The 24,058-nt window shown below is 71.1% G+C and carries 17 protein-coding genes; 8 read left to right on the top strand and 9 right to left on the bottom strand.

The annotated features are described in order from the left end of the window. The first annotated feature begins 68 nt into the window (after window positions 1–68). Window positions 69–1,793, top strand: coding sequence for a hypothetical protein (locus tag ACUKCB_RS25935; protein ID WP_473038154.1), 1,725 nt, complete (start codon window positions 69–71; stop codon window positions 1,791–1,793). Window positions 1,794–1,948: 155 nt separating this feature from the next. On the opposite strand, the gene ACUKCB_RS25930 is transcribed toward ACUKCB_RS25935, so the two are convergent. Both ACUKCB_RS25930 and ACUKCB_RS25925 read right to left on the bottom strand, forming a co-directional pair. Beyond that, window positions 1,949–2,770, bottom strand: coding sequence for an ABC transporter permease (locus tag ACUKCB_RS25930; protein WP_473038153.1), 822 nt, complete (start codon window positions 2,768–2,770; stop codon window positions 1,949–1,951). Beyond that, window positions 2,767–3,693 carry an ABC transporter ATP-binding protein gene (locus ACUKCB_RS25925; RefSeq protein ID WP_473041144.1) on the bottom strand — a complete coding sequence of 309 codons (927 nt, stop codon included), beginning with the start codon at window positions 3,691–3,693 and terminating at the stop codon, window positions 2,767–2,769. The genes ACUKCB_RS25930 and ACUKCB_RS25925 overlap by 4 nt, the downstream gene beginning before the upstream one ends. A gap of 396 nt (window positions 3,694–4,089) precedes the next feature. Here ACUKCB_RS25925 and ACUKCB_RS25920 point away from each other — a divergent pair, with 396 nt between their 5' ends. The 5 genes from ACUKCB_RS25920 to ACUKCB_RS25900 all read left to right on the top strand — a co-directional run bounded on the left by ACUKCB_RS25920 (window position 4,090) and on the right by ACUKCB_RS25900 (window position 9,319). Continuing rightward, window positions 4,090–4,461 (top strand): RNHCP domain-containing protein, encoded by a 372-nt coding sequence (locus ACUKCB_RS25920; protein ID WP_473038152.1) that lies wholly within the window; start codon window positions 4,090–4,092, stop codon window positions 4,459–4,461. Continuing rightward, the gene (locus ACUKCB_RS25915) at window positions 4,458–4,901 is read left to right on the top strand and encodes an RNHCP domain-containing protein (RefSeq protein ID WP_473038151.1); all 444 of its coding nucleotides are present in this window, start codon (window positions 4,458–4,460) and stop codon (window positions 4,899–4,901) included. Before ACUKCB_RS25920 ends, ACUKCB_RS25915 begins: the two co-directional genes overlap by 4 nt. A gap of 107 nt (window positions 4,902–5,008) precedes the next feature. Continuing rightward, a complete protein-coding gene (locus ACUKCB_RS25910) occupies window positions 5,009–5,578 on the top strand; it encodes a DUF1707 SHOCT-like domain-containing protein (protein WP_473041143.1) in 570 nt (189 codons plus the stop codon). Between the two features lie 139 nt (window positions 5,579–5,717). Beyond that, window positions 5,718–7,106 (top strand): class II fumarate hydratase, encoded by a 1,389-nt coding sequence (locus tag ACUKCB_RS25905; RefSeq protein WP_473038150.1) that lies wholly within the window; start codon window positions 5,718–5,720, stop codon window positions 7,104–7,106. 128 nt (window positions 7,107–7,234) lie between these two features. Beyond that, window positions 7,235–9,319 carry a protein kinase domain-containing protein gene (locus ACUKCB_RS25900; protein ID WP_473038149.1) on the top strand — a complete coding sequence of 695 codons (2,085 nt, stop codon included), beginning with the start codon at window positions 7,235–7,237 and terminating at the stop codon, window positions 9,317–9,319. Between the two features lie 129 nt (window positions 9,320–9,448). Here ACUKCB_RS25900 and ACUKCB_RS25895 read toward each other — a convergent pair whose 3' ends face one another. Then, the gene (locus tag ACUKCB_RS25895; protein ID WP_473038148.1) at window positions 9,449–10,114 is read right to left on the bottom strand and encodes an aggregation-promoting factor C-terminal-like domain-containing protein; all 666 of its coding nucleotides are present in this window, start codon (window positions 10,112–10,114) and stop codon (window positions 9,449–9,451) included. A gap of 44 nt (window positions 10,115–10,158) precedes the next feature. After that, complete coding sequence (locus ACUKCB_RS25890) at window positions 10,159–10,875, bottom strand: aggregation-promoting factor C-terminal-like domain-containing protein (RefSeq protein WP_473038147.1); 717 nt, start codon at window positions 10,873–10,875, stop codon at window positions 10,159–10,161. 878 nt (window positions 10,876–11,753) lie between these two features. Between ACUKCB_RS25890 and ACUKCB_RS25885 the strand changes: the two genes are divergently transcribed. Continuing rightward, window positions 11,754–16,673 (top strand): SCO7613 C-terminal domain-containing membrane protein, encoded by a 4,920-nt coding sequence (locus ACUKCB_RS25885; protein WP_473038146.1) that lies wholly within the window; start codon window positions 11,754–11,756, stop codon window positions 16,671–16,673. A 186-nt stretch (window positions 16,674–16,859) separates the two neighbouring features. Here ACUKCB_RS25885 and ACUKCB_RS25880 read toward each other — a convergent pair whose 3' ends face one another. The 3 genes from ACUKCB_RS25880 to ACUKCB_RS25870 form a co-directional block, all read right to left on the bottom strand. Continuing rightward, complete coding sequence (locus tag ACUKCB_RS25880; RefSeq protein ID WP_473038145.1) at window positions 16,860–18,218, bottom strand: PhoH family protein; 1,359 nt, start codon at window positions 18,216–18,218, stop codon at window positions 16,860–16,862. Between the two features lie 306 nt (window positions 18,219–18,524). Continuing rightward, window positions 18,525–19,286, bottom strand: a complete 762-nt coding sequence (locus ACUKCB_RS25875) for an isoprenyl transferase (protein ID WP_473038144.1) — start codon at window positions 19,284–19,286, stop codon at window positions 18,525–18,527. Window positions 19,287–19,379: 93 nt separating this feature from the next. Further along, a complete protein-coding gene (locus tag ACUKCB_RS25870) occupies window positions 19,380–19,991 on the bottom strand; it encodes an RNA polymerase sigma factor (protein ID WP_473038143.1) in 612 nt (203 codons plus the stop codon). Window positions 19,992–20,303: 312 nt separating this feature from the next. On the opposite strand from ACUKCB_RS25870, the gene ACUKCB_RS25865 reads away from it, so the two are divergent. Beyond that, a complete protein-coding gene (locus ACUKCB_RS25865; RefSeq protein ID WP_473038142.1) occupies window positions 20,304–21,671 on the top strand; it encodes a serine/threonine-protein kinase in 1,368 nt (455 codons plus the stop codon). Here ACUKCB_RS25865 and ACUKCB_RS25860 read toward each other — a convergent pair. Continuing rightward, complete coding sequence (locus tag ACUKCB_RS25860; RefSeq protein ID WP_473038141.1) at window positions 21,668–23,707, bottom strand: thioredoxin domain-containing protein; 2,040 nt, start codon at window positions 23,705–23,707, stop codon at window positions 21,668–21,670. The two genes, ACUKCB_RS25865 and ACUKCB_RS25860, sit on opposite strands and share 4 nt — an antisense overlap. Window positions 23,708–23,782: 75 nt before the next feature. Next, entirely contained in the window at window positions 23,783–24,058 is a 276-nt protein-coding gene (locus ACUKCB_RS25855) for a hypothetical protein (protein ID WP_473038140.1), read from the bottom strand.

Below are 24,058 nucleotides of genomic sequence, written 5' to 3'. Positions count from 1 at the left end.
CACGGCATCAGACCCATCACTGGCCCCGCGGCCGCGCCTGTCCCGTGAACACCCTCGTCGGAGGTCCGATGTCCTATCCAGATCCCCAGCAGCAGCCCCAGTGGCAGCCGCCGCAGCAGCCTGGGCAGCCCGGTCAGGGATTCCCGCCGCAGCAGGGGCCCGGGCAGCCGCACTTCGCCCCGCCGCCGGGGCCCGGAGCGCAGTACCCGGGCCCCGGCGGCCTGCACCCCAACAACCCGGGTGCCCCCATGGGCCCCGGAGGACCGGCTGGACCCATGGGCCCCGGCGGCCCCGGGCAACCGCCCTACGGCGGCCAGTACTCCGGCGGCCAGGTGCCGCCGTCCGGTGGCGGAGGGGGCCGCAAGTGGCTGATCCCCACGGCCGCCGCTGCCGCCCTCGTGGTCATGGGCGGCACCCTGTGGGCAGCGGCGTCCCTGGTCGACTTCGGTGGTCCGCAACCCGAGTCGGTCCTGCCCGGCAACTCCGTCGCCTTCGCCAAGATGGACCTGGACATCGACGGGTCCCAGGTCATGGATCTGCTCCAGTTCTCCTCGAAACTCCCCGACGAGGTCACCGAGGAGACCGGTGAGGTCGAGGAGGACACTTCGGGCGTCTTCGCCGAGATGTTCGCGGACACCTTCGACGTGGAGCAGGCCGAGGTCGAGGAGTGGATCGGGCAGAAGGGCGGGATCTCCGTCTGGCCGGCTTCGGACCCCGAGGCCGAGGCCGCGGACGGTATGGCCGCCATGGTGGCGTTGGCCGTCGAGGACCCCGAGGCGGCAGAGGCGCAGTTCAGCGAGATCAGCGGCTCCGAGGACCTGTACTACGAGCTGGCCGACGACTTCATGGTCTTCACCGACAGCGAAGCCGGTCTCAACGAGTACCGGGAGCAGATGTCGGCCCACGGCGACCTGGAGGGAAGCGACACCTACAGCGGCGATCTCCAGGGCGTGCCCAACGGCAGCATCGCCCTGGGCTGGGTGGACTTCGGCGCGCTCAGCCAGGCGACCGGGCTCGACGAGGAGTTCGCCGCCGAATTCGGCACCGGGGCCCAGAGCCTGGAGGGCCGGGCGACCGCCTCCATGCGGGTGGACGGCGACTACCTCGAGGCCAGGATGGACGTGTTCGGCTTCGAGGTCGAGAACGAGGACCTGGCCTGGCTCGCCGACGCCCCCGGCGCGAGCGTGGACGCCATGGGCGGCCTGTCGGAGGACTCCGTGATGGCCTTCGGCGGCAGCGGCCTGGACGAGGCCCTGAGCACCGCGTGGGAGGACGGGCTCCCGTTCGTCGGGCAGCGTGAGATCTCGGAGGCGGAGTCGTTCTTCAACTCCCTCGGCGCCCCCCTGCCGGACGGGTTCACCTCCCTGCTGGGCACCTCCACGGCCCTGGGCCTGGGCAACTTCGACCCGGACGGGTTCACCGAGCCGTCCTTCGAGTACCGCGCGGTCGACGGCGACCAGAGCGCGGTCGAGGGGTTCGTCGACGAGATCGCCAACGACCCCTACTCCTCCTCCCCCGTCCCCGACGTGGGCACGGACGGCGACACCGTGGTGGTCACCTACGGGGACGGCGGTTCCTCGGCCCGGCTGGGCGAGGACGAGGTCTTCCAGCAGACCATGCAGGATCTTGACGACGCGGTGATGGCCGGGTACTTCGACCTGCGCCAGGTCCTGAGCCGGGACGAGGTGGAGGCCCCGGACCAGTGGGGCGCGGTCGGCATGGGGCTGAGCGTCGTCGACGGCGGCGAGCGCGCCGTGGTCGAGCTGCGCTGGGCGCCCAGCGGCGGCCGGTAGCCGGTAACCGGTAACCGGACAAGCGTGTCGACGGCGCGGGAGGGTTCGCCCCTCCCGCGCCGTCGCGTTTCGGTCTGCCGGGCGCGCTGTGCGGCCGATCGCGTTGGGCGGCGGGGTGGGCACCCGTCCCGCTGCCCGGGCCCCGGGTCGACGCGCTAGTTCACGACCCGGCGCCGCATCTGGAAGGAGGCGAGGTTCCACATCAGCGCGACGAAGACCAGCAGGACGCCGACGTGGACCAGCACCGCGAGGACGTCCAGCCCGCCGAAGACGGAGCCGCGGATCAGTTCGACGGCGTGGTAGAGCGGGTTGACCATGGCGGCGGTCTGGACCCAGCCGGGCAGTTCGGTGAGCGGGAAGAACGTGCCCGCGACGAGGAACAGCGGGGTGAACAGGCCGCTGAACACGTAGTCCATGGAGCGCACCGAGGAGATCACCGCCGAGATCCAGATACCGAAGAGCGCGAAGGCGAACCCGGCGAGGAAGGCGATGAACGGGACCAGCAGCATCCCGGGGCCGGGCCGGAGTCCGAAGCCGATCGCGACCAACAGCGGTACACAGCCGTAGACCCCCGACCGCAGGGCCAGCCAGAGCGCCTCCCCGGTGACGAGTTCGCGCACGTCGACGGGGGCGGCCAGGATGCCCTCGTAGGTGTGCAGGAAGCGGCGCTTGATGAAGGTGTTGATGACGGCCGGCATCATCGACTGGAACATGACCGACACCGCGACGATGCCGGTGCCGAGGAAGTCGATGTAGCTGTATCCGGCGAGGGTCCCGATGAGGGCGCCCATGCCGAAGCCGAAGCAGAGCAGGTAGAGGGTGGGCTCGACCACGGCGGCGAAGGTCGTGGCCCGCCAGGACTGCCCGTACAGGATCCATTCCCGGGCGACCACGCCCATGACGGCGTCGGCCTCGAAGCGTCCCGGTCGGGCGTGCCGTTCCGGCCGGGCGTCGTCGCGGCGTTGTGACAGGCTCATTCCACAGACTCCCCGGTCAGGGTGACGAACACGTCCTCGAGGTTGCTGGCCCGGCGCTCGGGGGCGCCCAACCGCTCCCGGACCGACTCCGGGATCTCCTCGGCCCGCAGTACGGACAGAGTGGTCCCGGTACGGCGTGTGGTGAAGCCGTGCCCGTTGACCAGGCGTTCCATTTCGGCCATCCCTTCGCCGTCGGGGGTGTACTCCTCGACGGTGGAGCCCGCGTACTTGGCGACCAGGTCCACGGGGGCTCCCCGCTCGATGACGCGGCCGCGGGCCATGAGGGCGACCTCGTCGGAGAGGCGTTCGGCCTCCTCGATGTAGTGGGTGGACATGAGGACGGTGGCGCCCTCGTCGCGCAGGGCGGAGATGACCCCCCACAGCTCCTGGCGCACCTGCGGATCCAGCCCGACGGTGGGTTCGTCCATGAGGACCAGCTCGGGCCGGTGCAGGAGGGCGCGGACGATGAGCAGGCGGCGGCGCATACCGCCGGAGAGGTTGTCGACGGGGGTGTCCCCGCGGTCGCTGAGCTGGGCCAGGCGCAGGGTGCGGGCGATGGCCTCGCGGCGCCGGGAGCGAGGAACCCGGTAGAGGAACGAGAACATCCGGAGGTTCTGTTCGACCGTGAGTTCCTCGTCGAGGTTGTCGTGCTGGGGGACGACGCCCATGCGGGCCCGGGCCCACTTGGACTCGGCGGGGACCTCGTGACCGAGGATGCTGATGGTGCCCTCGTCGGCGATGGACTGGGCGGTGAGCATCTTCATGGTGGTGGACTTGCCCGCACCGTTGGGCCCGAGCAGGCCGAGGACGATGCCCTGGGGCACCTCCAGGTCGAGGCCGTCAACGGCGGTGAGCGAGCCGAAACGCTTGACGACGCCGCTCAGGTGCAGGGCCGGTACGGCGGATGGGGCCCGGGAGGTCATGGCAGCGCTCCCGGGGACGGCCCGTCCGGGCTCTGGTGTGGTCATGGGAACACGTTAGGCAGCGGGTCGGACGTTTTTCCAACGGTTTTCGCTGCGGCGCGGTCGCGCCGCTCTGCGCTGGGCCCGGTCTGTCCACAGTCGGAGAAAACCCGTTGCGTCCGCGCCCGCGCCGTACCTAACGTCGAGAAGTCGGATCCACACACGTGACCGGGGCGGAGACGCCCCGAAAAGGGATGGGTGAGTATGCCCCGGACTGCGCCGAGCGCGCCTCACAACCGCGAGGGCCTCCGCCTGCCCCGAAACCCTTCGGCCGCCTGAGCGGACCCCGCCCACGTCGAGAACCGCTCGGCGCTCTTGCTGTTGACCTCTTACTCTCTCCAGCAAGGAGTCCCCGGGTTGTCCTTCACCGACCCCGACACCACCGAGAACACCCGCCCCACCGCCTTCCGCTGTGTGCTCTGCGGCCTGGCCGTGCCCGCCACGGGTCCCGAGGGCCCGCAGCGCGGCCACTGCCCGAGCTGCCTGAGCTCCCGGCACGTCCACGACCAGGTCGGGGGCGGCGCCTCCGACTGCGAGGGGCGCATGACGCCCATCTCCGTGGTCGTCCCGCGCGACCACCGGTGGAGACTCGTGCACCGCTGCGTCCGCTGTGACGAGTTGTCCGAGAGCGCCGTCGCCGCGGACGACAACCCGCTCGTCCTCATGCGGATCGCCGTACGGCCGCTCGCCGAACCGCCCTTCCCGCTGGAACTGCTCGGGGAGGTGTGAGCGTGGGACGGCGCAACAACGACCGGCGGACCCAGCACAGACGGCAGCGCCCCAAGGCCGTCCTGCGGGCCCGCGGCGAGCGGGGCCGCCGCTTCGAGCCGACCGCGGAGTCCTTCCGCTGCACCGGATGCCGGCTCGACGTTCCCGTGCGGGCGGTGGGCACCGCGCACCGCAACCACTGCCCGCACTGCCTCACCAGCCTGCACGTGGACGCGCGGGTCCCCGGCGACCGGGCCGCCGACTGCCGCGGCCGGATGGTGGCGGCCGGTGTCAGCGCGCGGCCGGACGGCGAGTGGTTGGTCATCCACCGCTGCCTGTCGTGCGGCGAACTCAGCGCCAACCGGATCGCGGGCGACGACAACGCCCGCGCCCTGGTGCGGATCGCGGTGCGTCCGCTTTCGGCCTCCGCCGCGACCAGACGGGCACTGGTCCACCTGTGACCGGAAACGGCCGCGGGACCGGGTCCGCCCGGGCCCGCGGCCCCACCCCCCGTGACTGCTCCTCCTCTAGGCTTACGAGCGTGAGTGAGGATGTCTCCCCCGCCCGGATGAGGGCCTCGAACAGTGACCGTGAACGCGTCAGCGAGGTACTCCGCGCCGCCGTCACCGACGGCCGCCTCGACATGGAGGAGTTCGAGGAGCGCCTGAACCGGGCGCAGGAGGCCAGGACCCTCGGTGAGCTCCCGGCGATCACCGCCGACCTCCTGCCCCCGCAGGAGCAGCCCATCCGGGTCGACAGCGAGCCGATGGTCAGCTGGTTCACCACGCTCACCCGCAGGGGGCGGTGGGTCGCGCTCCCCGACGAGCAGGCCGGAGCGGTCGTCGGACGCACCGAGATCGACATGCGCCAGGCCCTGCTCACACACAACCACCACCGGATGACGGTCAGCACGTTCTTCGGCCGCGTCGTCATCGACGTCCCCGAGGGGGTGGAGGTGCGCATCAGGGGCTGGTCCTTCCTGGGCAGACGCAGCACCAACGCCCGTCGCAGCACCATGTCCGACCCGCCGGTCCTGGAGATCGACGGGTTCTGCCTGTTCGGCACCGTGCGCGTACGTGCCCCCAGGCGCCGCCTCTTCCTGGGCCGACGGCGCACCCGCCCGCAGATCAACCGCTGACCCTCCCCTGCGCCGCCTGTGACCTGGACCGATGTCAACATGACACGTGCAACACCGTGAAGTGCGGGTGAGGTGCGCTGTGCTCTGCCGCGTCTGGCAGGCTTTAGGTCACAGGTTTTCCCAGGAAAGACGGGTTGCAATGAGTGAGTTCCGTATCGAGCACGACTCGATGGGTGAGGTCAGGGTCCCGGCCGAGGCCAAGTGGCGGGCCCAGACCCAGCGTGCCGTCGAGAACTTCCCGATCTCGGGCCAGGGTCTGGAGAACGCCCACATCGCGGCGCTCGGCCAGATCAAGGCCGCGGCCGCCAAGGTCAACGCCGAGCTCGGTGTGATCGGAGACGACCTCGGCAAGGCCATCCGTGAGGCTGCCCTGGAGGTCGCCGGCGGCAAGTGGAACGACGAGTTCCCGATCGACGTCTTCCAGACCGGTTCGGGCACCTCCAGCAACATGAACACCAACGAGGTCGTGGCGACCGTCGCCAAGGAGCGCACCGGCCTCGACGTTCACCCGAACGACCACGTGAACGCCTCGCAGTCGTCCAACGACGTGTTCCCGTCCTCCATCCACATCGCCGCCACCTCGGCCGTGCAGAACGAGCTGATCCCGGCGCTGCGCCACCTGGAGGGTGAGCTCACCCGCAAGTCCGTCGAGTTCGCCTCGGTCGTCAAGAGCGGCCGCACCCACCTGATGGACGCCACTCCGGTCACCCTGGGCCAGGAGTTCGCCGGGTTCGCCGCGCAGGTCCGCTACGGGGTCGAGCGCCTGGAGGCCGTCCTTCCGCGCGTGGCCGAGCTCCCCCTGGGCGGCACCGCCGTCGGTACCGGCATCAACACCCCCGAGGGCTTCTCCGCCCGGGTCATCGCCGAGATCGCCGCCAACACCGGCCTGCCGCTGAGCGAGGCCCGCGACCACTTCGAGGCGCAGGGCGCCCGGGACGGTCTGGTCGAGCTCTCCGGGCAGCTGCGGACCATCGCGGTCGGCTACTGCAAGATCGCCAACGACATCCGTTGGATGGGCTCGGGCCCGACCACCGGGCTGTCCGAGATCTTCCTGCCCGACCTGCAGCCCGGTTCGTCGATCATGCCGGGCAAGGTCAACCCGGTCCTGTGCGAGGCCATGCTCCAGGTCTCCTCGCAGGTCGTCGGCAACGACGCCGCGGTGGCCTTCGGCGGTGCCTCCGGCAGCTTCGAGCTCAACGTCCAGCTGCCGATGATCGCGCGCAACGTGCTCGAGTCGATCCGCCTGCTGGCCAACGTCTCCACGGTCTTCGCCGACCGCTGCGTGGCCGGAATCAGGGCCAACGAGGAGCAGTGCCGCACCTACGCGGAGTCCTCCCCCTCGATCGTCACGCCGCTCAACCGGTACATCGGCTACGAAGAGGCCGCCAAGGTCGCCAAGCAGTCGCTGGCCGAGAAGAAGACCATCCGCGAGGTCGTGCTGGAGCGCGGCTACATCGAGGACGGCAAGCTCACCGAGGAGCAGCTCGACGCAGCTCTCGACGTCCTCAAGATGACCAACTCCCAGTAGTAGTCACCGGCGCCGGGGCACCTCGCGGACGCGGGGTGCCCCTTCGCGCGCGATCCCGCCCCCGATCCTGTTCCGTGCCCCACACGACAGGACCCCCCCGCACAGAGCCCGCTCCGAGAGGGCGACAGATGCCGAGCAACAACCACCCCACCATCGCGAACCGCTACGTCCTGCGCCGGGAACTCGGCCGCGGCGGCATGGGCATCGTCTGGGAAGCTCACGACACCGCCCTGGACCGGGTCGTGGCGATCAAGCAGGTCCTCCTGCCCGGCCACTTCACCGCCGCCGAACGTGCCCACGCCCACGCCCGCGTCCGCCGCGAGGCCCGGTCGGCCGCACGGATCAACCACCCCACGGTCATCACCATCCACGACGTGTTCGAGTTCGAGCACGACCCCTGGGTGGTCATGGAACTCGTCGACGGCGACTCCCTCCAGGACCTGCTCGCCGAGACCGGGGCCCTGCCACCGGACAGAGTCGCCGGCATCGCCGAGTCCCTGCTCCAGGCCGTGCGCGCCGCCGACACGGCCGGGGTCCTGCACCGCGACATCAAGCCGGGCAACATCATGATGTCCGCCGACGGGCGGGTCGTCCTCACCGACTTCGGTATCGCCACCATGGAGGGCGGACCGAGCATCACCCGCACCGGAGCACTGGTCGGCTCACCCGAGTACATGCCGCCCGAGCGGCTGGAGGGCGGCCCGGCCGAGCACCGGGGCGACCTGTGGAGCATCGGCGTGACGCTCTACGCCGCCGTGGAAGGGGTCTCCCCCTTCCGCCGCGACTCCATCACCGCCGCGATCGCCGCGGTCATCTCCGCCCCGCTCCCGTCCATGGCACGGGCCGGGTGGCTGGAGCCGGTGATCACCGGCCTGCTGGAGCGCGACCCCGACCGGCGGCTCACCGCCGACCAGGCCCTGGAACTACTACGGCGCTGCCGTGACGGAAGCGGGCAGGGCTCTCCTCCGAGCCGTAGGCGCGGAACCCCGGCGCGTGGCAGGCGCAGGTCCGGTGGCCGCAAGGCCGCGGACCGGCGCAGGGGTTCCAGGAAGACCGTGATGGCGCTGGGCGCGAGCGCGCTGGCGGTCCTGGCCGTCGGAACCACCGTGGTCGTGCTGTCCCTGCCCTCCGGCAACAGCGGCGGTCCCGCAGCCTCCACCACCTCCGAGTGCGGGATGGGAACCTTCGACGCCGAAGCCGACCTGGACGGCGGCACCTGGACGTCGCGCCAGGGCGGCGACGTCGTGTACGAGGGCGGTGACATGCTCCAGGCGATGCGCGCGGCGGTCGACAGCCTGGACCCGCAGCGCACGGAACAGCAGAGCGTGGCCGTGCGCGGGTCCGGCGTGATGCCCGCCGACACCTCCCTCGACCTGCCCAGCCACACCTCGCTGGAGGTCTGCGGCACCATCGACGTCACCGGTGACTCCACCGGCGACAGCGCCGCCGTGCGGATCCGCGACGCCCGGGACGTCTCCGTCCCCCATCTGTCCCTGACCGGGGCACCCAACTTCGGGGTCCACGTCCGGACCTCGCAGGACGTACACCTCGGACAGGTCGACCTACGACTGTCCGGCGGCCTCGGCGTGCGCGTCGACAGCCGTGACGACGACTCGGTCCGCCAGGCGCGCGACATCCGCATCGACGACGTCCACGTCTCCGGCACCAGCGACCACGGTGTGGAGACCTCCGGAGTCGATGGGCTCACCATCGGCACGGTCACCGCCCGGAACACCGGCTCTTCGGGGCTGATGCTCAACGACACCGTCAACGCCACCGTCGGCAGTGTCGATGCCGAGGGGGCCGGCACCGGGACCGGGTACGCGGCCCTGCGCATGGCCAACCGCAGCGGCCACCTGAACGGCGGTTACGAGACCAACATCCGAGTGGACGAGGTCCGCGCGCGCGGTGGCGGCCGCGGGATCTTCTGCCTCTCCGAGAGCGGCGGCGCCGTGATCGAGAACGTGGACATCGCCGAAACCGGCAACAACGCCGTCCTGTTCGAGAACTGCCACAACGTCAGCGTCAGGGGCGGAACCGTTGCCGGTCCGGGGGGTATCCGACTCGCCGCCCGCTCGGAGTTCGCCAACACCTCCGACATCACCTTCGAGGACCTGACCCTGATCGACACCCAGATCGTCGAGAACCCCTGCGGTGTGAACACGAGCGTCCGCGACCTCACCTGGCAGAACAGCCAGGACAACACCTGCTGATCCGGGCGCGTCCGGGTTCGACCCCCGGTGTCCCCGGCATCGGTGAACCGTTCGGGAAAGACGGGAGGCGGACCCGAGATCGGAATCCGATCCCGGGTCCGCCTCCCGTGGTCCGGAGGGGCCGACCGCCTAGTACCAGCCCACGGACTGGGAGTGGGCCCAGGCCTCGCAGGGGGTGCCGTAGCGGCCCTTGATGTAGTCGATGCCCCAGGCGATCTGGGTGGCCGGGTTGGTCTGCCAGTCAGAACCGTGGGAGGCCATCTTGCTGCCGGGAAGCGACTGCGGAATGCCATAGGCACCGGAACTCGGGTTCTGGGCCGTGTGGTTCCAGTTGCTCTCCTTCTCCCACAGGGGCTCGAGGCAGCCGTCGAACTGGTCGGAGCCCCAGCCCTGTTCCGCCACCATCTGACGGGCGATGCCCTTGGCGTCACCCGTGAACTCGGGCGTCTCCTCCGGCTCCTCCTCTTCCTCCTCTTCCTCCTCGATGTCGCTCCCGGTGGCCTGGGCGCTGCGCACCCCTTCGCCACTGGCAGCGTCACGCTGGGCCTGCGCGTCCATGCGCAGGTCCTGGAGTTCCTCTTCGGTCAGCGGTTCCGATGCGGCGAAGAACTCATCGCCTTCGGTCTCGTCGGTGTCGGTCGCGGGTTCCTCGGACTGCGGCACGGCGGCGCTGGCCGCCATGTCCGGTTCCACACCGTCGTCCGCGAAGGCGGAGACGGCGAACGTCGCGCCGGCGACCAGGGTGGCCGCACCGACCGCCGCGGTACTGCGCAGCGACATTCGGTTGAGTAGCACGGTCGCCTTTCCCAAAAGGGGGGTTATTGGCAGGGAAAAAACTATTAATACCAGTTGTTCGCCTGGGAGTGGGACCAGGCGCCGCACGGGTCCCCGTAGCGGCCCTTGATGTAGTCGATGCCCCAGGCGATCTGGGTGGCCGGGTTGGTCTGCCAGTCAGAACCGTGGGAGGCCATCTTGCTGCCGGGAAGCGACTGCGGAATGCCATAGGCACCGGAACTCGGGTTCTGGGCCGTGTGGTTCCAGTTGCTCTCCTTCTCCCACAGGGGCTCGAGGCAGCCGTCGAACTGGTCGGAGCCCCAACCCTCGTCGAGGACCATCTGCAGGGCGATCTCCTTGGCGGAGCCCGCGGGGACGGGGGCACCGCCACCCGAGGAACCGGAACCGCTGTCGGAGGAACCCCCGGCGGTTTCGCCGGAGGCCTCCTCGGGCTCGGGTTCGGGCTCGGGCTCAGCGATCTCCGAACCGCTGCCGCTCGCGGACTGCACAGCCTCCTCGGCCGCGGCCAGCACCCCGTCCCGGTTCTGCTCGCGCCGGTTCTCGCGCTCGGTGTCGTCGACCGCGGGCGGGCTCGCGAAGAACTCGTCCTCCGATGCCTGCGGTGCCTCCGTCGGCTCCGGGAGCGTTGCGACGGAGGCGGCCTGCCGGGGGTCGAGTTCGTCCGTCTCCGCGAAGGCCGAGACCGTGAACATGCCGCCCGCGACCAGTGCGGCGGCTCCGACAGCACTCATCTGGCGCAGTGAGATCCGGTTGAGTAGCAAGATCGCCCTTTCACGTTGGCGCACGCGGACCCGCCCGGGGGTGTTCACGTGGTGTGGGTGGCCGCCGTCGGACCGTGTGGCCCGTCAAGGTGCCGCGGAGGGGACGGAGGTGCTGTTCGACCGACCGCGGAGCGGGGCTCCCACACGGGAGGGGGTTGCGAACTGTTCTTGGTTGAGTATGCGCAGGTGTGTATACGTGCGCATAAGTGGTTTCTGGCGTGATAGTGGTTTTGCTGGTGTCACGCCGATGCGGTTACCGTGGGTGTGCGATCCGGAACACCCGGTGTGGTGTCGGTGTTACGGACCCCCTTGCCACCAGTGCGATGACCCGGGGCCTCCCGTGCACTTGTGGCCACACCCCATGACCGGGTCACCGGCCTCCCGGGATCGGACCAGGCACGGGATGCGTGTCGCCGCCCCGGGGCCGAGTACGCCGGGACCAGTGCGCCCAAGGCCGTTCGGGGCCCGAGGCTGAACGGGAACACTCCCGACCAGTCCACAGGAACGGTTCTCAGTGCAGCGAACTCAGCCTGCACCATCGTCACGGTAAAGTAACGCCAGTTTTACTATGCCCTGACTCACATCACGGAATGTAGGCATGTCGCGTGCCTCTGACCTGCATTCCGACACTAAGGGTAAATAGCGCGTCAATGCCGAACAGGTCTTTGTCACCCCCGCCCCAAGTGTTCGGGGAGAGCAGGGCCATGGCCCCGGCAGTACTCGCCCCACTCCGGCGCGGGTCCGCGCCCGGGCATAGGAGTATCTGAGTATCCGTACCGATGCGCCGGGTCCGGACAGCGGGGAGCATGGGCACCATGAACGCCCAAGGACTCCCACACCCCCCGCCGGGAGCACCGCGACACTGTCCGGACTGCCAGGTGGCGCTCACCCGCTCCGCTCCCTGGTGCCAGCACTGCGGGCTGGCCCTGGTCGGACCGACCGCGCAACGCCTGTGGTGGATCGACTCCGAACTGCGGGCGCTGCGCGGGCGCGAGCGCGTGCTGGCCCGGGAACGCCCCGGCGTGCTGGCCCAGCTGCGCCGGGAGTCCGAGGCGCGTTCCCGCTCCGAGGGCCCCGAGCACCCCGCCCCCGCTCCGGCTCGGGCCCCGGCCCCCGCGCCGAACCCCGCACCGGAACGGCACGCCGCGCCCGCGAACGCCGCCGGGGCCGTAGCTCCGCCCGATCCCGCCGGGCCCGGGCACGACGGGGCGTCCCGGACCGCCGCCGCCCACCAGGGCCGGCCCGGACAGCCCGAGCCCGGTCCGGCACCGGGCGGGGAGGTCAGCCGACGCTCGGCCCAGAACGTCATCCTCGCCCTCGGCGGTCTCCTCGTCGGCATCGCCGCCCTGGTCTTCGCCATCTGGACCTGGAGCGACATGGGCACCGGCGCCCGTGCCGCCGTGCTCGGCCTGACCACCCTGGCCTTCGCCGTCCTGGCCCGCCCGCTGTACCGGCGCGGGCTGCACGCCACCGCCGAGACCTTCGGCTCCGTGGCCGCCGGGCTGCTCTGCGTGGACGCACTCGCCCTGTGGCTGCTGAGCGACCGACTCACCAACGGCCCCGGGTACACCGGTGCGGCCCTCACCGTGATCAGTGCGCTCCTGGTGCTCTACCCGGCCCTGGTGCCGCTCCGCTCGCCCCGGATCCTGGCCGCCCTGTTCGCCCAGCCGGTTCCGGTGCTGCTGGTCATCGCGCTACCCACCGACGGGAACCCCGGCTGGCTGCTGGCCGTGCTCGCCGCCACCGCACTCGTCGACGGGATGGTCGTCCGCCGGCTCGGCGCCCCCCGCCGGGGCGTACCGGTCCGGACCCTGCACGTGTCGGCCCTCATCCTGTGGGGTCTGGCCCTGGCCGTCACCGGTGTGGTCGTGCTCGCCAGCACCTCCTCCTCCGGTTCCGATCCGCTGGGCTGGTGGTCACTGGCCACCACCCTGCTGCTGTCCGGGGCCACCGGTCTCCTGCTGGACCGCTGGCGGGGCCCGGGACGAACCGGCCCGGGGCAGGCCGCCACGCCCCGTGCCCTCTCCGTGTACGCCGTCATCGGCCTGGGCGCCCTGGCACTGGTGCCGCTGGTCGCCGGCCCCGCGCACCTGCCGGTGCTGCCCCGCCTGCCGGTCCTGCCGTGGAGCCTCGAACCGGCCGCGATGGCCGCTCCCGCCGTGGAACTCCTCCAACTGGACCGAGCGAGCACACTGCCGCCGCTGAACCTCGTGTACCTGGCCGGGATCCTGGTCGCCACAGGACTCGCCCTCGGCACGGTCCGGTTGCTGCGCCGCTCCGCCCTGTCCGTCACGCTCTCCCTGACCGCACCGACCACGCTCCTCGCCCTCCCCCTGCTCCTCGGCCTGCCGCAGGCCGTGGCGGCCGTGTGGGCTCTGGTGGTCGGCGGCTGCCTGGTCCTGGGTTCGGCGGTACTGCGCAGGTGGGCGGGCTCGGTCCCGGTGGTCACCGGGACGCTGACCCTGGTGACCGGCCTGGTCTGGGCGCTGCCCGAGCGGTACACGACCCTGGCCTGCCTGCTGTTGCCGGCCGTCACCGCGCTGGTCTGCGCGGCCGGGGCGCGCCGGTTCACGGAGCCGGGGCGCAGCCCCGCACCGGGCGGCCGCGCCGCGACCCTCTACATGGGAAGCGTCCTGCTCTGGGGGTTGTCCCTGCTGCTCGGTACCGCCTACCTGCTCGGGAATCGGGGTGCGGACGGCACCGTTCAGGCCCAGTGGTGGCTGCTGACCGGTGCCGTGCTGCTGTGCGGGACGACCGCGCTGCTACTCAGCCGGGTGCGGGCCCCGTCCCCGCTCTCGGTGTCCTCCCCCGGACAGGACCGGGCCGCCGACCCGCGCCCGCTGTTCACCCTCGCGGGCCTGGCCCTGCTCCCCGGGGCACCGCTCCTGGCCCTGCCCGAACGCTCACCCGCCCTGACACTGTTCTCCCCGCGCGCCTCCTGGTCGGAGCCGGCCGAGGCGATGTGGGGACCGGTGAACACCGTGCTCGGCCTTCCCGGGCAACCCGGAGTCCTCTCCGCGGTGGGTTCGGCCCTCGGCGTCCTACTGGTGGGCGCGCTGGTGACGGGCCTGGTGGCGTTGATCGACCGCCGTTGGCTCCCGGCCGCGCTGGCACTGACCGTGCCGCCGGCACTGGTCCCGCTGCCGGTACTGGCGGGGGCGCCGTTCGCCGCGGCGGTCGTGTGGACACTGCTCGTGGGCGCCGCACTGTTCCTGTGGGCGTCCCGCCTCCGGCCGGGCGTCGCCTGGTTGCCCGGGGTCACCGGCCTGGCCACGATGCTGCTCGCCCTGGCCTGGTCCCTGCCCCAACAGCACACCACGCTGCTCGCACTGCTCCTGGCCGCGACGGTGGTCCTGTTCTCCGCACTGGCCCACCGCAACGCCTCCGCCGCCCCGGCCCGCTCCGACACGGTCTCCACAGCCGCCATCGTGTACGGGCTGACCATCGTCGCCTGGAGCGCGATCCTCGCCTTCGGGTTCACCGCACTGGTCGCCTCCGCGACCGCCGGAGCCCCCGGCCAGGCCCCGTCGTGGCTGCTCAGCGCGACCGCCCTTCTCCTCGGTGCGACCGCACTGGTACTCGGCCGCACCCGCGGGGAAGGGGCGCCGAGCCCGTTCGGCATCGCGGCCCTACTCCTGCTGGCCGCCGTGCCGCTGGTCGCGGGGCCGCGCGGCCTCCCCACCGTGCCGGCGCTCACCCAAGCCCGAGGCGTCTTCGAGGCACCGGCCTCCGCAATGCTGGAACCCGCACGCACCTTCGTCGGACTCCCGGTCCCAGCCGACACCCTGACCGCCCTGGCGGCCGCCGCCGGGCTGCTGATCGCAGGGGTCCTGTCCCTGGGCGCGGTGCTGCTCCTGGACCGCAGACTGCTGGCCCCCACCATCGCCCTGGTCGGCCCGCTCACCCTGGTCCCGCTGCCGGTACTGGCGGGCGCGCCGTTCGCCGCGGCGGTCGTGTGGACACTGCTCGTGGGCGCCGCACTGTTCCTGTGGGCGTCCAGGCTGCGCAACCCCGACGCCTGGTTGCCCGGGGTCACCGGCCTGGCCACGATGCTGCTCGCCCTGGCCTGGTCCCTGCCCCAACAGCACACCACGCTGGTCACACTGCTCCTGGCCGCGACGGTCGTGGCGCTCTCCGCACTGGCACGCCGACGCCTCTCCCCCGCCGACGGGGCCCCACCCGTGTCCCTCGCCGAGGAACGCCTCCTGGCGCAGCTCACCTACGGACTGACGGCCATCGCGTGGGGCGCGATCCTCGCCTTCGGGTTCACCGCACTGGTCGCCTCCGCGACCGCCGGAGCCCCCGGCCAGATCCCGTGGTGGTTGCTCGGCGCAGCCACCCTCCTCCTCGGTGCGACCGCACTGGTGCTCGGCCGGCCCGGCGGGGGAAGGGCACCGGAACCAGTCGTGTCGGGCGGACCTGCCCCGTTCAGCGTGGCGGGACTGTTCCTGCTCGCCGCCGTGCCACTGGTGGTGGGTCCCCACGGCCTCCCCGCCCTCGCCGCCTTCTCACGAACCCATTCCCTCCACGAAGCACCGCTCTCCGCGCTCCTGGAGCCCGCGCACGTGTTCGTCGGACTGCCCGCCCCCGCCGACACCCTGAGCATGTTCACCGTCCCGCTCGGGCTCCTGACCGCCGGAACGCTGACCCTGGGCACGGTCCTGCTCCTGGACCGCAGGCTGCTGCTCCCGGCAGCGGCACTGGTCGCCCCGCTCACCCTGATAGCGCTACCGGTGGCGCTGGGCGCACCCTTCCTCGCCACCCTGGTGTGGGACCTCGCGGTCGGTGCCCTGCTGTTGACCGGGGCTGCACTGCTCCGCGGGGACCGGACCTCATGGATGCCGTGGCTGACCGGGCTGTACACCCTCGCGCTGGCACTGAGCTGGGCGCTCTCGGAGCGCTACAGCACCGTGGGGGTTCTGCTGGCGGCCGCCGTGATCATGTCGGTCAGCGCCGCCCCGGCCCGGACCCGGTTCGTGGCGACGGCCTCCACCTCGGCCGCCACGGCCGCCACGGGCGCCTTCTCCCTCACCTTGCTGCTGGCCCTGGACGCCCCGGTCGAGTACGCGGCCTTCGGCCCCATCGTGGTGGCCGCCGCCGTCGCCGCGGTCGCCCCTCGTCTACGCGGTCCACTCGTGGCCGCCGCCGAGGTTCCCGCCGCGCTGTGGGCTGCCGCAGCCCTACTGCTCACGGTCCTCTCCCCGGCCCGCCCGGAACTGGTGGCGGTGGCCCTGGGCTCGGTCGGCGTGGTGAGCCTGGCCAGCGCGGTCAGGCCGGACCGCCGATGGCTCGCGGTGGTCGGCGGCCTGCTGATGCTCCTCGCCCTGTGGACCGCGCTCGCCGCATGGGACGTCAGCATCCCCGAGGCGTACACGGTGCCGCCCGCGATCGCCTTCCTGGTCATCGGTTGGGAATGGTCGCGCAAGGCCGACCCGGCCCCGTCCAGTTGGCTGACCCACGGCGGCGGACTGGCCCTCCTGCTCGGGCCCACGGTGTGGCAGGTACTCATCTCCGACGACACGCTCTGGCGGCTCCCGGCCGTACTCGCGACCGGCCTGACCGTCACCCTGTGGGGGCTGCGCCAACGCCGCCAGGCGGCCCTGGTCCTCGGCGGCCTCACCCTGCTCACCACATCGCTGCGCGCCTTCGGACCGCCCCTGTGGGAACTGACCCGGCTGATGCCCAACTGGCTTCCGTTCGCGGTCATCGGCCTGATGCTGCTGTACATCGGTGCCCGGTACGAAGCCAGCCTGGCCCGGCTGCGCCAGGTCGGAAAACTGCTGTCCCAGATGCGGTAGAGGGTGGGTTGTGGTTGGGGGTTTGGGGAACCCGTTGTGGTGCGGGGACTGCGTGGGTGCGGAAGACCCCCTGTGGTGCGGGGGGTTCCCCAACCCCCGGCTACAACTCAGTGCGCCCGCCCACTGGGTGTGGGCGGGCGCACGTGTACGGGTCAGGGCAAGCACCCAGCAACCGGCGCCCAGCGCTTAGTTCTCCAGCATCTCCGTGACGAGTGCGGCGATGGGTGAGCGCTCGGAGCGGGTCAGGGTCACGTGGGAGAACAGCGGGTGGCCCTTGAGCTTCTCGATCACCGCGACGACCCCGTCGTGGCGCCCCACCCGCAGGTTGTCGCGCTGGGCGATGTCGTGGGTGAGCACCACCCGCGAGTTCTCACCCAGCCGGGACAGCACGGTCAACAGCACACCGCGTTCCAGGGACTGGGCCTCGTCGACGATGACGAAGGCGTCGTGCAGCGAACGCCCCCGGATGTGCGTGAGCGGCAGGACCTCCAGCATCCCGCGGTCCATGATCTCCTCGACGACGTCCTCGCTGGTCACCGCGGACAGGGTGTCGTACACGGCCTGGCCCCAGGGCGTCATCTTGTCGTTCTCGCTGCCGGGCAGGTAGCCGAGCTCCTGGCCGCCCACCGCGTACAGGGGACGGAACACCATCACCTTGCGGTGCTGACCGCGTTCCAGGACGGCCTCCAGTCCGGCGCACAGCGCCAGCGCCGACTTCCCGGTGCCCGCGCGGCCGCCCAGGGAGACGATGCCGACATCGGGGTCGGTGAGCAGGTCCAGGGCGACCCGTTGTTCGGCGCTGCGCCCCTTCAGACCGAACACGTCCCGGTCCCCGCGCACCACCTTCACCGACTTGTCCGCCTGGACCCGGCCCAGCGCCTTGCCCTGTTCGGAGACCAGCACCAGACCGGTGTGGCAGGGCAGGTCCCTGGCCTCCTCGATCTCGCTCTCCCCGGCGGAGAACAGTTCGCCGATGTTGTGGGCGGGCACGTCCAGTTCCGCCATCCCGGTCCATCCGTGCTCGATGGCGAGCTCGGCCCGGTACTCGTCGGCGGGGAGGCCGATCGAGGAGGCCTTGATCCGCATCGGCAGATCCTTGCTCACCAGGACCACGGAGTCCTCCTCGGCGCGCTCCTCCTGGATGTTGCGGGCCACCGTCAGGATCCGGGTGTCGTTGTCGCCGAGCCGGAAGCCCGCCGGAAGGATCGCCGGATCGCTGTGGTTGAGCTCCACCCGCAACGTACCGCCCTGTTCGTTCACCGGAACGGCGACGTCCAGACGGCCGTAGGAGACCCTGAGGTCGTCCAGTCGGCGCAGTGCGTCGCGCGCGAAGTACCCGAGTTCCGGGTGGTGACGCTTGCTCTCCAACTCGGTGATCACCACCACGGGGATGACGACCTCGTGCTCGGCGAACCTGGCCATGGCCATCGGGTCGGCGAGCAGGACGCTGGTGTCGAGCACGTAGACGCGCGTGCCCTCTCCTACCTCCGCTCGGGGGGTGCTGGGGGGCTGGATGTCACGGCGATCGGTCGAGGAACTAGCCACTCGTTCTCCCCTTGGGCACCACGGGGGTGCCCTGCTGTCACGGGATCATGGAGGACCGGGACCAGGCCCACGAGGGCCGGCTCCGGCCCTCCTCGCTGAAGTTCCGCTGTGACGCCGAAGTTCAATGAGACGGGGCCTCCCGAACGGGTGGACGAACACCACCCGCTGTTTCCGACGCTACGCGCCCAGGAGCCCGTTTGCCAGAGCCCGCACCCAGCACCCGATGAACACCGCGTTACGAACCTGCCGTCGACAGACACGGCACGCTCCGCGGAACGGGTGCGGGAGGGGGGACCGGATCGGGGGTCAGGAGCCGAAGCGCCGGTTGCGCGCGCCGTAGGAGCGCAGTGCACGTAGGAAGTCCACCCTGCGGAAGGCAGGCCAGAAGACCTCACAGAAGTAGAACTCCGAGTGCACGCTCTGCCACAGCATGAAACCCGAGAGGCGCTGCTCGCCCGAGGTTCGGATGAGCAGGTCGGGATCGGGTTGTCCGCGCGTGTAGAGATGCCGAGCGATGTCCTCGATGTCCAGGCGCTCTGCCAACTCCTGGATATCCGTGCCCTTGGCCGCCTCCTCGTGCAGGAGGGACCGAACCGCGTCAGCGATCTCACGTCTACCTCCATACCCGACGGCGACGTTGACAACCAGGCCCGGGTTACCGGATGTGGCCTCCTCCGCCTCCTTCAGGGCACGGGCGGTCGAGTCGGGCAGGACGTCGAGCGCCCCCACGGGCCGGGTGTTCCACCCCTCCTCGCGCAGTCGGGCGATGGTCTCCTCGATGATGCGCACCAACGGGCCGAGCTCGGTCTCGTCACGGGTGAGGTTGTCGGTGGAGAGCATCCACAGGGTGACGACCTGCACACCGATCTCGTTGCACCACCCGAGCACCTCGAAGATCTTGTTCGCGCCGGCCTGGTGACCTTGCTCGGCGCCCGGGAGGCCGCTGCTCTTGGCCCAGCGCCGGTTGCCGTCCATGGCCACACCGACGTGCCTGGGAATCTCCTGACTGGTCAGGCGGCGTTCGAGCCGCCGTTCGTACAGCCAGTACAGGGGGTCACGGAGCCCCATTGGCGGAACCTCTCAGAGCTTGATCAGAAGACGGCGCACTCCTGTGGCGGATGTGCCGACGGGGATGCCTCCAGAGTAGTTCGCCCGGGGACGTCACGTCACGGCGAGCGACTTCCGCACGTGCTTACGGCCCTGGTGGATACGGGACTTCACGGTCCCCAGCGCGAGGTTGAGCTCCGAGGCGATCTCGTTGTAGTCCATCTGGCACAGGTCCCGGAGCACCAGCGGCGCCACCAGGTTGGGGCGGTCCTTCTCCAGCTGGTCGAGGGCCTCCAGCAGGTCGATCCGCGAACCGGCAATGACGCTGGTCGTGCGCGGGTCGCGCTGGTGCGGCATCCGCTCGGCCTCGGTGGGGAACTCGGCGGAGCGGCGCTTCATGGAGCGGTAGGTCTGCCGGGCCGAGTTGGACACCACGGTGTACAGCCACGTGGTGAACAGGGAGTCGCCCTTGAAACTGTCGATCTTGCGGGCCACGCGCAGGAGGGCATCCTGGCACGCCTCCTCCGCGTCCTGGCGGTAGGGCAGGAAACGCGCGCAACGGCGCAGCACCTCGGGTTGGATACGCCTGAGCAGATCGTCCAGGGCCACGGCGTCACCGTGTTTGGCCCGTCGGGCGAGCTCCTCCAGTTCCTCGTCGACGTTGCTCGCCACCCTGCGCCGGGGTGCGGGGGTCTCCTCGTGGTCCGAGTGGTCACTACTACTCATGGCTCATCTCTTCCTGGCTTGCGACAGACGTCCGGTCCGTCCACACGGACGCGTGCGCGCCCGCTCCGAGAGGGTCACACGTCAATTGGACGCCCACGGGTCCCGTTCGGCTCCGACCTCACGAATCCTCACCTTCGCCGCTCCGCCATTCGCATGACGCGACCGGGCCCGAAGACTCCTCCAGTTTCCATGCCCCGAAGGGGACGGCACCACCCGGAGAGGGGATCATATCCACGGAAGTCAACGTGAAGGCGCAGATGGTGTATTAGTGGGCAACGAACGCGTATTAACCCCCAACAGACCGAGGCGGAAATGAGCCAACCGGAGGCCTTCGGACGTTACCGCGTCATCCGGCGCCTGGGTTCCGGTTCCTTCGCCACAGTCTGGCTGGCGCAGGACGATCTGCTGAACTACCCGGTGGCCATCAAGGTACTCGCCGAGAACTGGGCGCACCAGATGGACATCCAGCACAGGTTCCTGGAGGAGGCGCGGATCCTCCGCCAGACCGACTCCACCTGGCTGGTCGCGGTCCACGACGTCGACGTGCTGCCCGACGGCCGCCCGTACATGGTGATGACCTACGCCGACCAGGGCAGCGTCGCCGACCTCGTCCACCGAGGCCAGCTGCCCCTGGACGAGGCGCTCCGGCTGCTCACGGAGATCGGCCAGGGCATCACCGTGCTGCACGGGCACGGCACGATCCACCGGGACATCAAACCGTCGAACGTACTGCTGCAGTCCTCCCCTGTCGGCCAGCGCGTCCTGGTCGCCGACCTCGGTTTCGCGAAGTCCATCGACGAGGCCTCCGGCTTCACCGCGGCCGCCGGGACGCCCGGCTACATGTCGCCCGAGCAGAGCATTCCCGGCGGTGACCTGGACGTCCGCTCCGACGTGTACTCGCTGGGGGCCGTCGCCTACGAACTCATCACCGGCCGCCCGCCCTCGCGTCCGCCGGTTCGCGTCGCACCTGGCCGGATCCGGCCAGGTTTGCCGCCCGCGCTCGACGAGCTGATCCTGTCCGCGCTGTCGGTGGACCGGGAGAGCCGCCCCGCCGACGCCAAGACGTTCACCGACCGGGTCAGGGCGATCCGTATGGCGCCCAACCCCCCAGAGAACACGTCCTGGTGGAACCGCTACCGGATGCCCTGGCAGCGGGCGGGCGCCCTCGTCATGGCCTGCGGGCTTCTCGCCACCGTGGTGACCGCGTCCTTCGGCGCACCCGGGGTCTCCCTGGCCTCGGTCCGCAACACCACGGAGGAGATGCGGGTCGGCGTCCCCGCGGCGTGGGCCCGCGAATTCCACAGTGGCCAGGAGGCCCGCCCCGCCCTCGCCGCGGCCGGGGCGGGCCCGGGGCTGCTCGCCGCCACCGACGCCGACGACTGGCACTCCACCGACGTCCCCTCGTACGGGGTGTACGCCACGGTGGTGCCCGGCACCCCGGACCTGCGCGGTGTCGCCGACACCGAACCCTGCGCGGGTGCACCGGAGGAACGCGGCTTCCACAGCGACGGCTGGGAGGGCATGGTCTGGGAGTGGCCCGAGTGCAACGGCAACGGGGCGTACAGCACCGTGGCCGTGCACCCTCCGGGCACCCCCAGGACCGTGTACCTGGAGATCCGCCAGCCCGAGTACCGCCCGGACGTGGTGGACGAGATCATCGAGAAGGTCGAATTGCGTTAGGGGGTCCCGGTCAGCTGGGCCCTGAGCTCCTCCGGGGTGGTGACGGGGAGCTTGCAGACGAACCCCTCGCAGACGTAGGCGGTGGCCCGCCCCCCGACCGGTGCGCGCCCCTCCAACAGGGGCACTCCCCCGCTGTCACGGCCGTCCCCCCGGGACAGCACGGTCCCCAGAGGCGCCCACCGCAGCACCGTACGCACCAGCTCCTCGGTCTCCGGTGCGCCCGGCTCCCCCACCACGGCGACCGCACGCGGACCGGTGAGCAGGGCCTCACCCGCGGCCAGCCCCCACCCGGCGAAGCGGGGTGCCTTCTCCGCGAGCAGCGGCACCACCGCGAGGGCGCCCTCCGCGGCGGCGCGGTGGCGTTCGCTTCCGGTCAGTGCCGCGTACGACAGCAGTGCCGAGGCGGCGGCGAACCGGCCGGAGGGGGTGGCGTTGTCCGTGGGGTCCTGGGGGCGGCTGAAAAGCCTCTCCGCGTCGTCGGCGGTGTCGTAGAACCCGCCCTCCTCGTCGCCGAAGTGGTCCAGGACTGTGTCCAGCAGCCCTCCGGCCTCCCGCACGTAACGGGCCTGTCCGGTCACACCGTGCAGGGCGATCAGCCCTTCGGCGAGGTCGGCGTAATCCTCCAGGACGCCGTCGCTGGGGCCGGGGCGGCCGTCCCTGGAGGTGCGTACCAGGCGCCCGTGCCGCAGGTGGGTGCCCAGGACCAGGTCGGCGGCCTCGCGGGCCGCGGTGATCCACTCGGGCCGCTCCAGCAGCGCGCCCGCCTCGGCCAGCGCAGCGACCGCCAGACCGTTCCAGGCGGCGACCACCTTGTCGTCGCGGGCGGGCGGCACCCGGCCCTCGCGGGCGGCGAGCAGGGCGGCGCGCACACGGTCGTAGCGTTCGGGGTCGTCGGGGTCCTCTCGGAGCTGAAGCACCGAGGAGCCGCGTTCGAAGGTGCCCGCCTCGGTCACCCCGAACAGCTCCGCGGCCCAGGCGCCGTCCTCCTCCCCCAGAACCTCGTTCAGTTGGGCGGGGGACCACACGTAGTAGATGCCCTCCTCCCCCTCGCTGTCGGCGTCCAGCGCCGAGGCGAAACCGCCCTCGGGTGTGCGCAGGTCGCGCAGCATCCAGTCCGCGGTCTCCTGGACGACGCGCAGCAGCAGCTCCCTGCCCGCGGCGGCCTCCGGGTCCCCGCCCGCCGGTTGCCGGGCCATCCGGGTGTAGGCGCGCAGCAGCAGGGCGTTGTCGTAGAGCATCTTCTCGAAGTGCGGGACCACCCACTCGCGGTCCACCGAGTAGCGCGCGAACCCGCCGCCGATCTGGTCGTACATTCCGCCCCGGGCCATCGCCACAGCGGTGCCGCCCGCCATCAGTGCGGCGGGTGTGGGCTCGTCGGCGGTCTGGAACGGGAGGGTACGTTCGTGCTGCGCGGTGAGGAAGGACAGCAGCATCGACGGCGGAAACTTCGGCTCGTCGCCGAAGCCGCCGTTGGCGGTGTCGTAGTCACGGATCAACGCCTGCACGGCGAGGTCCAGGTCGGCCGCGGTGGGCGGGGGCGAGGACGCCAGGCGGCGCGGAGCCCCGAGCGCCTCCACCACCCTCCTGCCCTGGTCCAGCAGGTCGGCACGCTTGTCCCGCCAGGCGTTCGCGACGCCTTCGAGCAGCCGCCGGAAGTGGTCGCGCGGGAAGTAGGTGCCGCAGTAGAACGGGGCACCGTCCGGGGTGGTGAACACGGTCATGGGCCAGCCGCCCTGGCCGGTCATGGCCTGGGTCGCCTCCATGTACACGGCGTCGACGTCGGGACGCTCCTCCCGGTCGACCTTGACGTTGACGAACAGGGAGTTCATCAGGCTCGCGGTGGCGGGGTCCTCGAAGGACTCGTGGGCCATGACGTGGCACCAGTGGCAGGCGGCGTAACCGACGGAGACGAGGAGGGGCACGTCGCGGCGGCGGGCCTCCGCGAAGGCCTCCTCGCCCCAGGGCCACCACTCCACAGGGTTTTCGGCGTGCTGCAACAGGTACGGGCTGGTCGCGTCGCTCAGGCGGTTGGACATACCCCCACTCTGCCGGCCGGCCGCACGCCGCACCGTGCGGCCGCCCCGGGGGATGCCGGGGCGGCCGGACTCGGTCTATCCCTTGGCGGAGGGGTCCTGCTCCGGGGTCGCCGCGGTGTCCGCTGCGGCGACCGTCTCCCGTCCGTCCCCGTCCGCGGCCCCGGCGGGCCCGAACTCCTCGGCGCGCGCCGAGACGCCGCGCAGCTTGCCCACGAGGCTCCTCATCAGGAAGTACAGACACACACCGATCGCGAAGATGGCGAGGAAGCCCAGCACACCGGGGGTGACGGTGTCCTTGTCCAACGCGAAGTCCCCGGCGAGCACCGTGGCGGACGTGAGAAGGATGTTCAT

The organism is Nocardiopsis moroccensis, assembly GCF_055763695.1.
The sequence above is the reverse complement of the archived record's forward strand: the minus strand, read 5'-3'. Positions and strand labels throughout refer to the sequence as shown.

What these genes read in the sequence shown, in the direction of transcription:
- ACUKCB_RS25930 (WP_473038153.1), bottom strand. Translation starts at nt 2,770, where the DNA reads ATGAGCCTGTCACAACGCCGCGACGACGCCCGGCCGGAACGGCACGCC.
- ACUKCB_RS25870 (WP_473038143.1), bottom strand. Translation starts at nt 19,991, where the DNA reads ATGAGTAGTAGTGACCACTCGGACCACGAGGAGACCCCCGCACCCCGG.
- ACUKCB_RS25900 (WP_473038149.1), top strand. Translation starts at nt 7,235, where the DNA reads ATGCCGAGCAACAACCACCCCACCATCGCGAACCGCTACGTCCTGCGC.
- ACUKCB_RS25865 (WP_473038142.1), top strand. Translation starts at nt 20,304, where the DNA reads ATGAGCCAACCGGAGGCCTTCGGACGTTACCGCGTCATCCGGCGCCTG.
- ACUKCB_RS25910 (WP_473041143.1), top strand. Translation starts at nt 5,009, where the DNA reads ATGAGGGCCTCGAACAGTGACCGTGAACGCGTCAGCGAGGTACTCCGC.
- ACUKCB_RS25860 (WP_473038141.1), bottom strand. Translation starts at nt 23,707, where the DNA reads ATGTCCAACCGCCTGAGCGACGCGACCAGCCCGTACCTGTTGCAGCAC.
- ACUKCB_RS25935 (WP_473038154.1), top strand. Translation starts at nt 69, where the DNA reads ATGTCCTATCCAGATCCCCAGCAGCAGCCCCAGTGGCAGCCGCCGCAG.
- ACUKCB_RS25905 (WP_473038150.1), top strand. Translation starts at nt 5,718, where the DNA reads ATGAGTGAGTTCCGTATCGAGCACGACTCGATGGGTGAGGTCAGGGTC.
- ACUKCB_RS25875 (WP_473038144.1), bottom strand. Translation starts at nt 19,286, where the DNA reads ATGGGGCTCCGTGACCCCCTGTACTGGCTGTACGAACGGCGGCTCGAA.
- ACUKCB_RS25925 (WP_473041144.1), bottom strand. Translation starts at nt 3,693, where the DNA reads ATGACCTCCCGGGCCCCATCCGCCGTACCGGCCCTGCACCTGAGCGGC.
- ACUKCB_RS25855 (WP_473038140.1), bottom strand. Translation starts at nt 24,058, where the DNA reads ATGAACATCCTTCTCACGTCCGCCACGGTGCTCGCCGGGGACTTCGCG.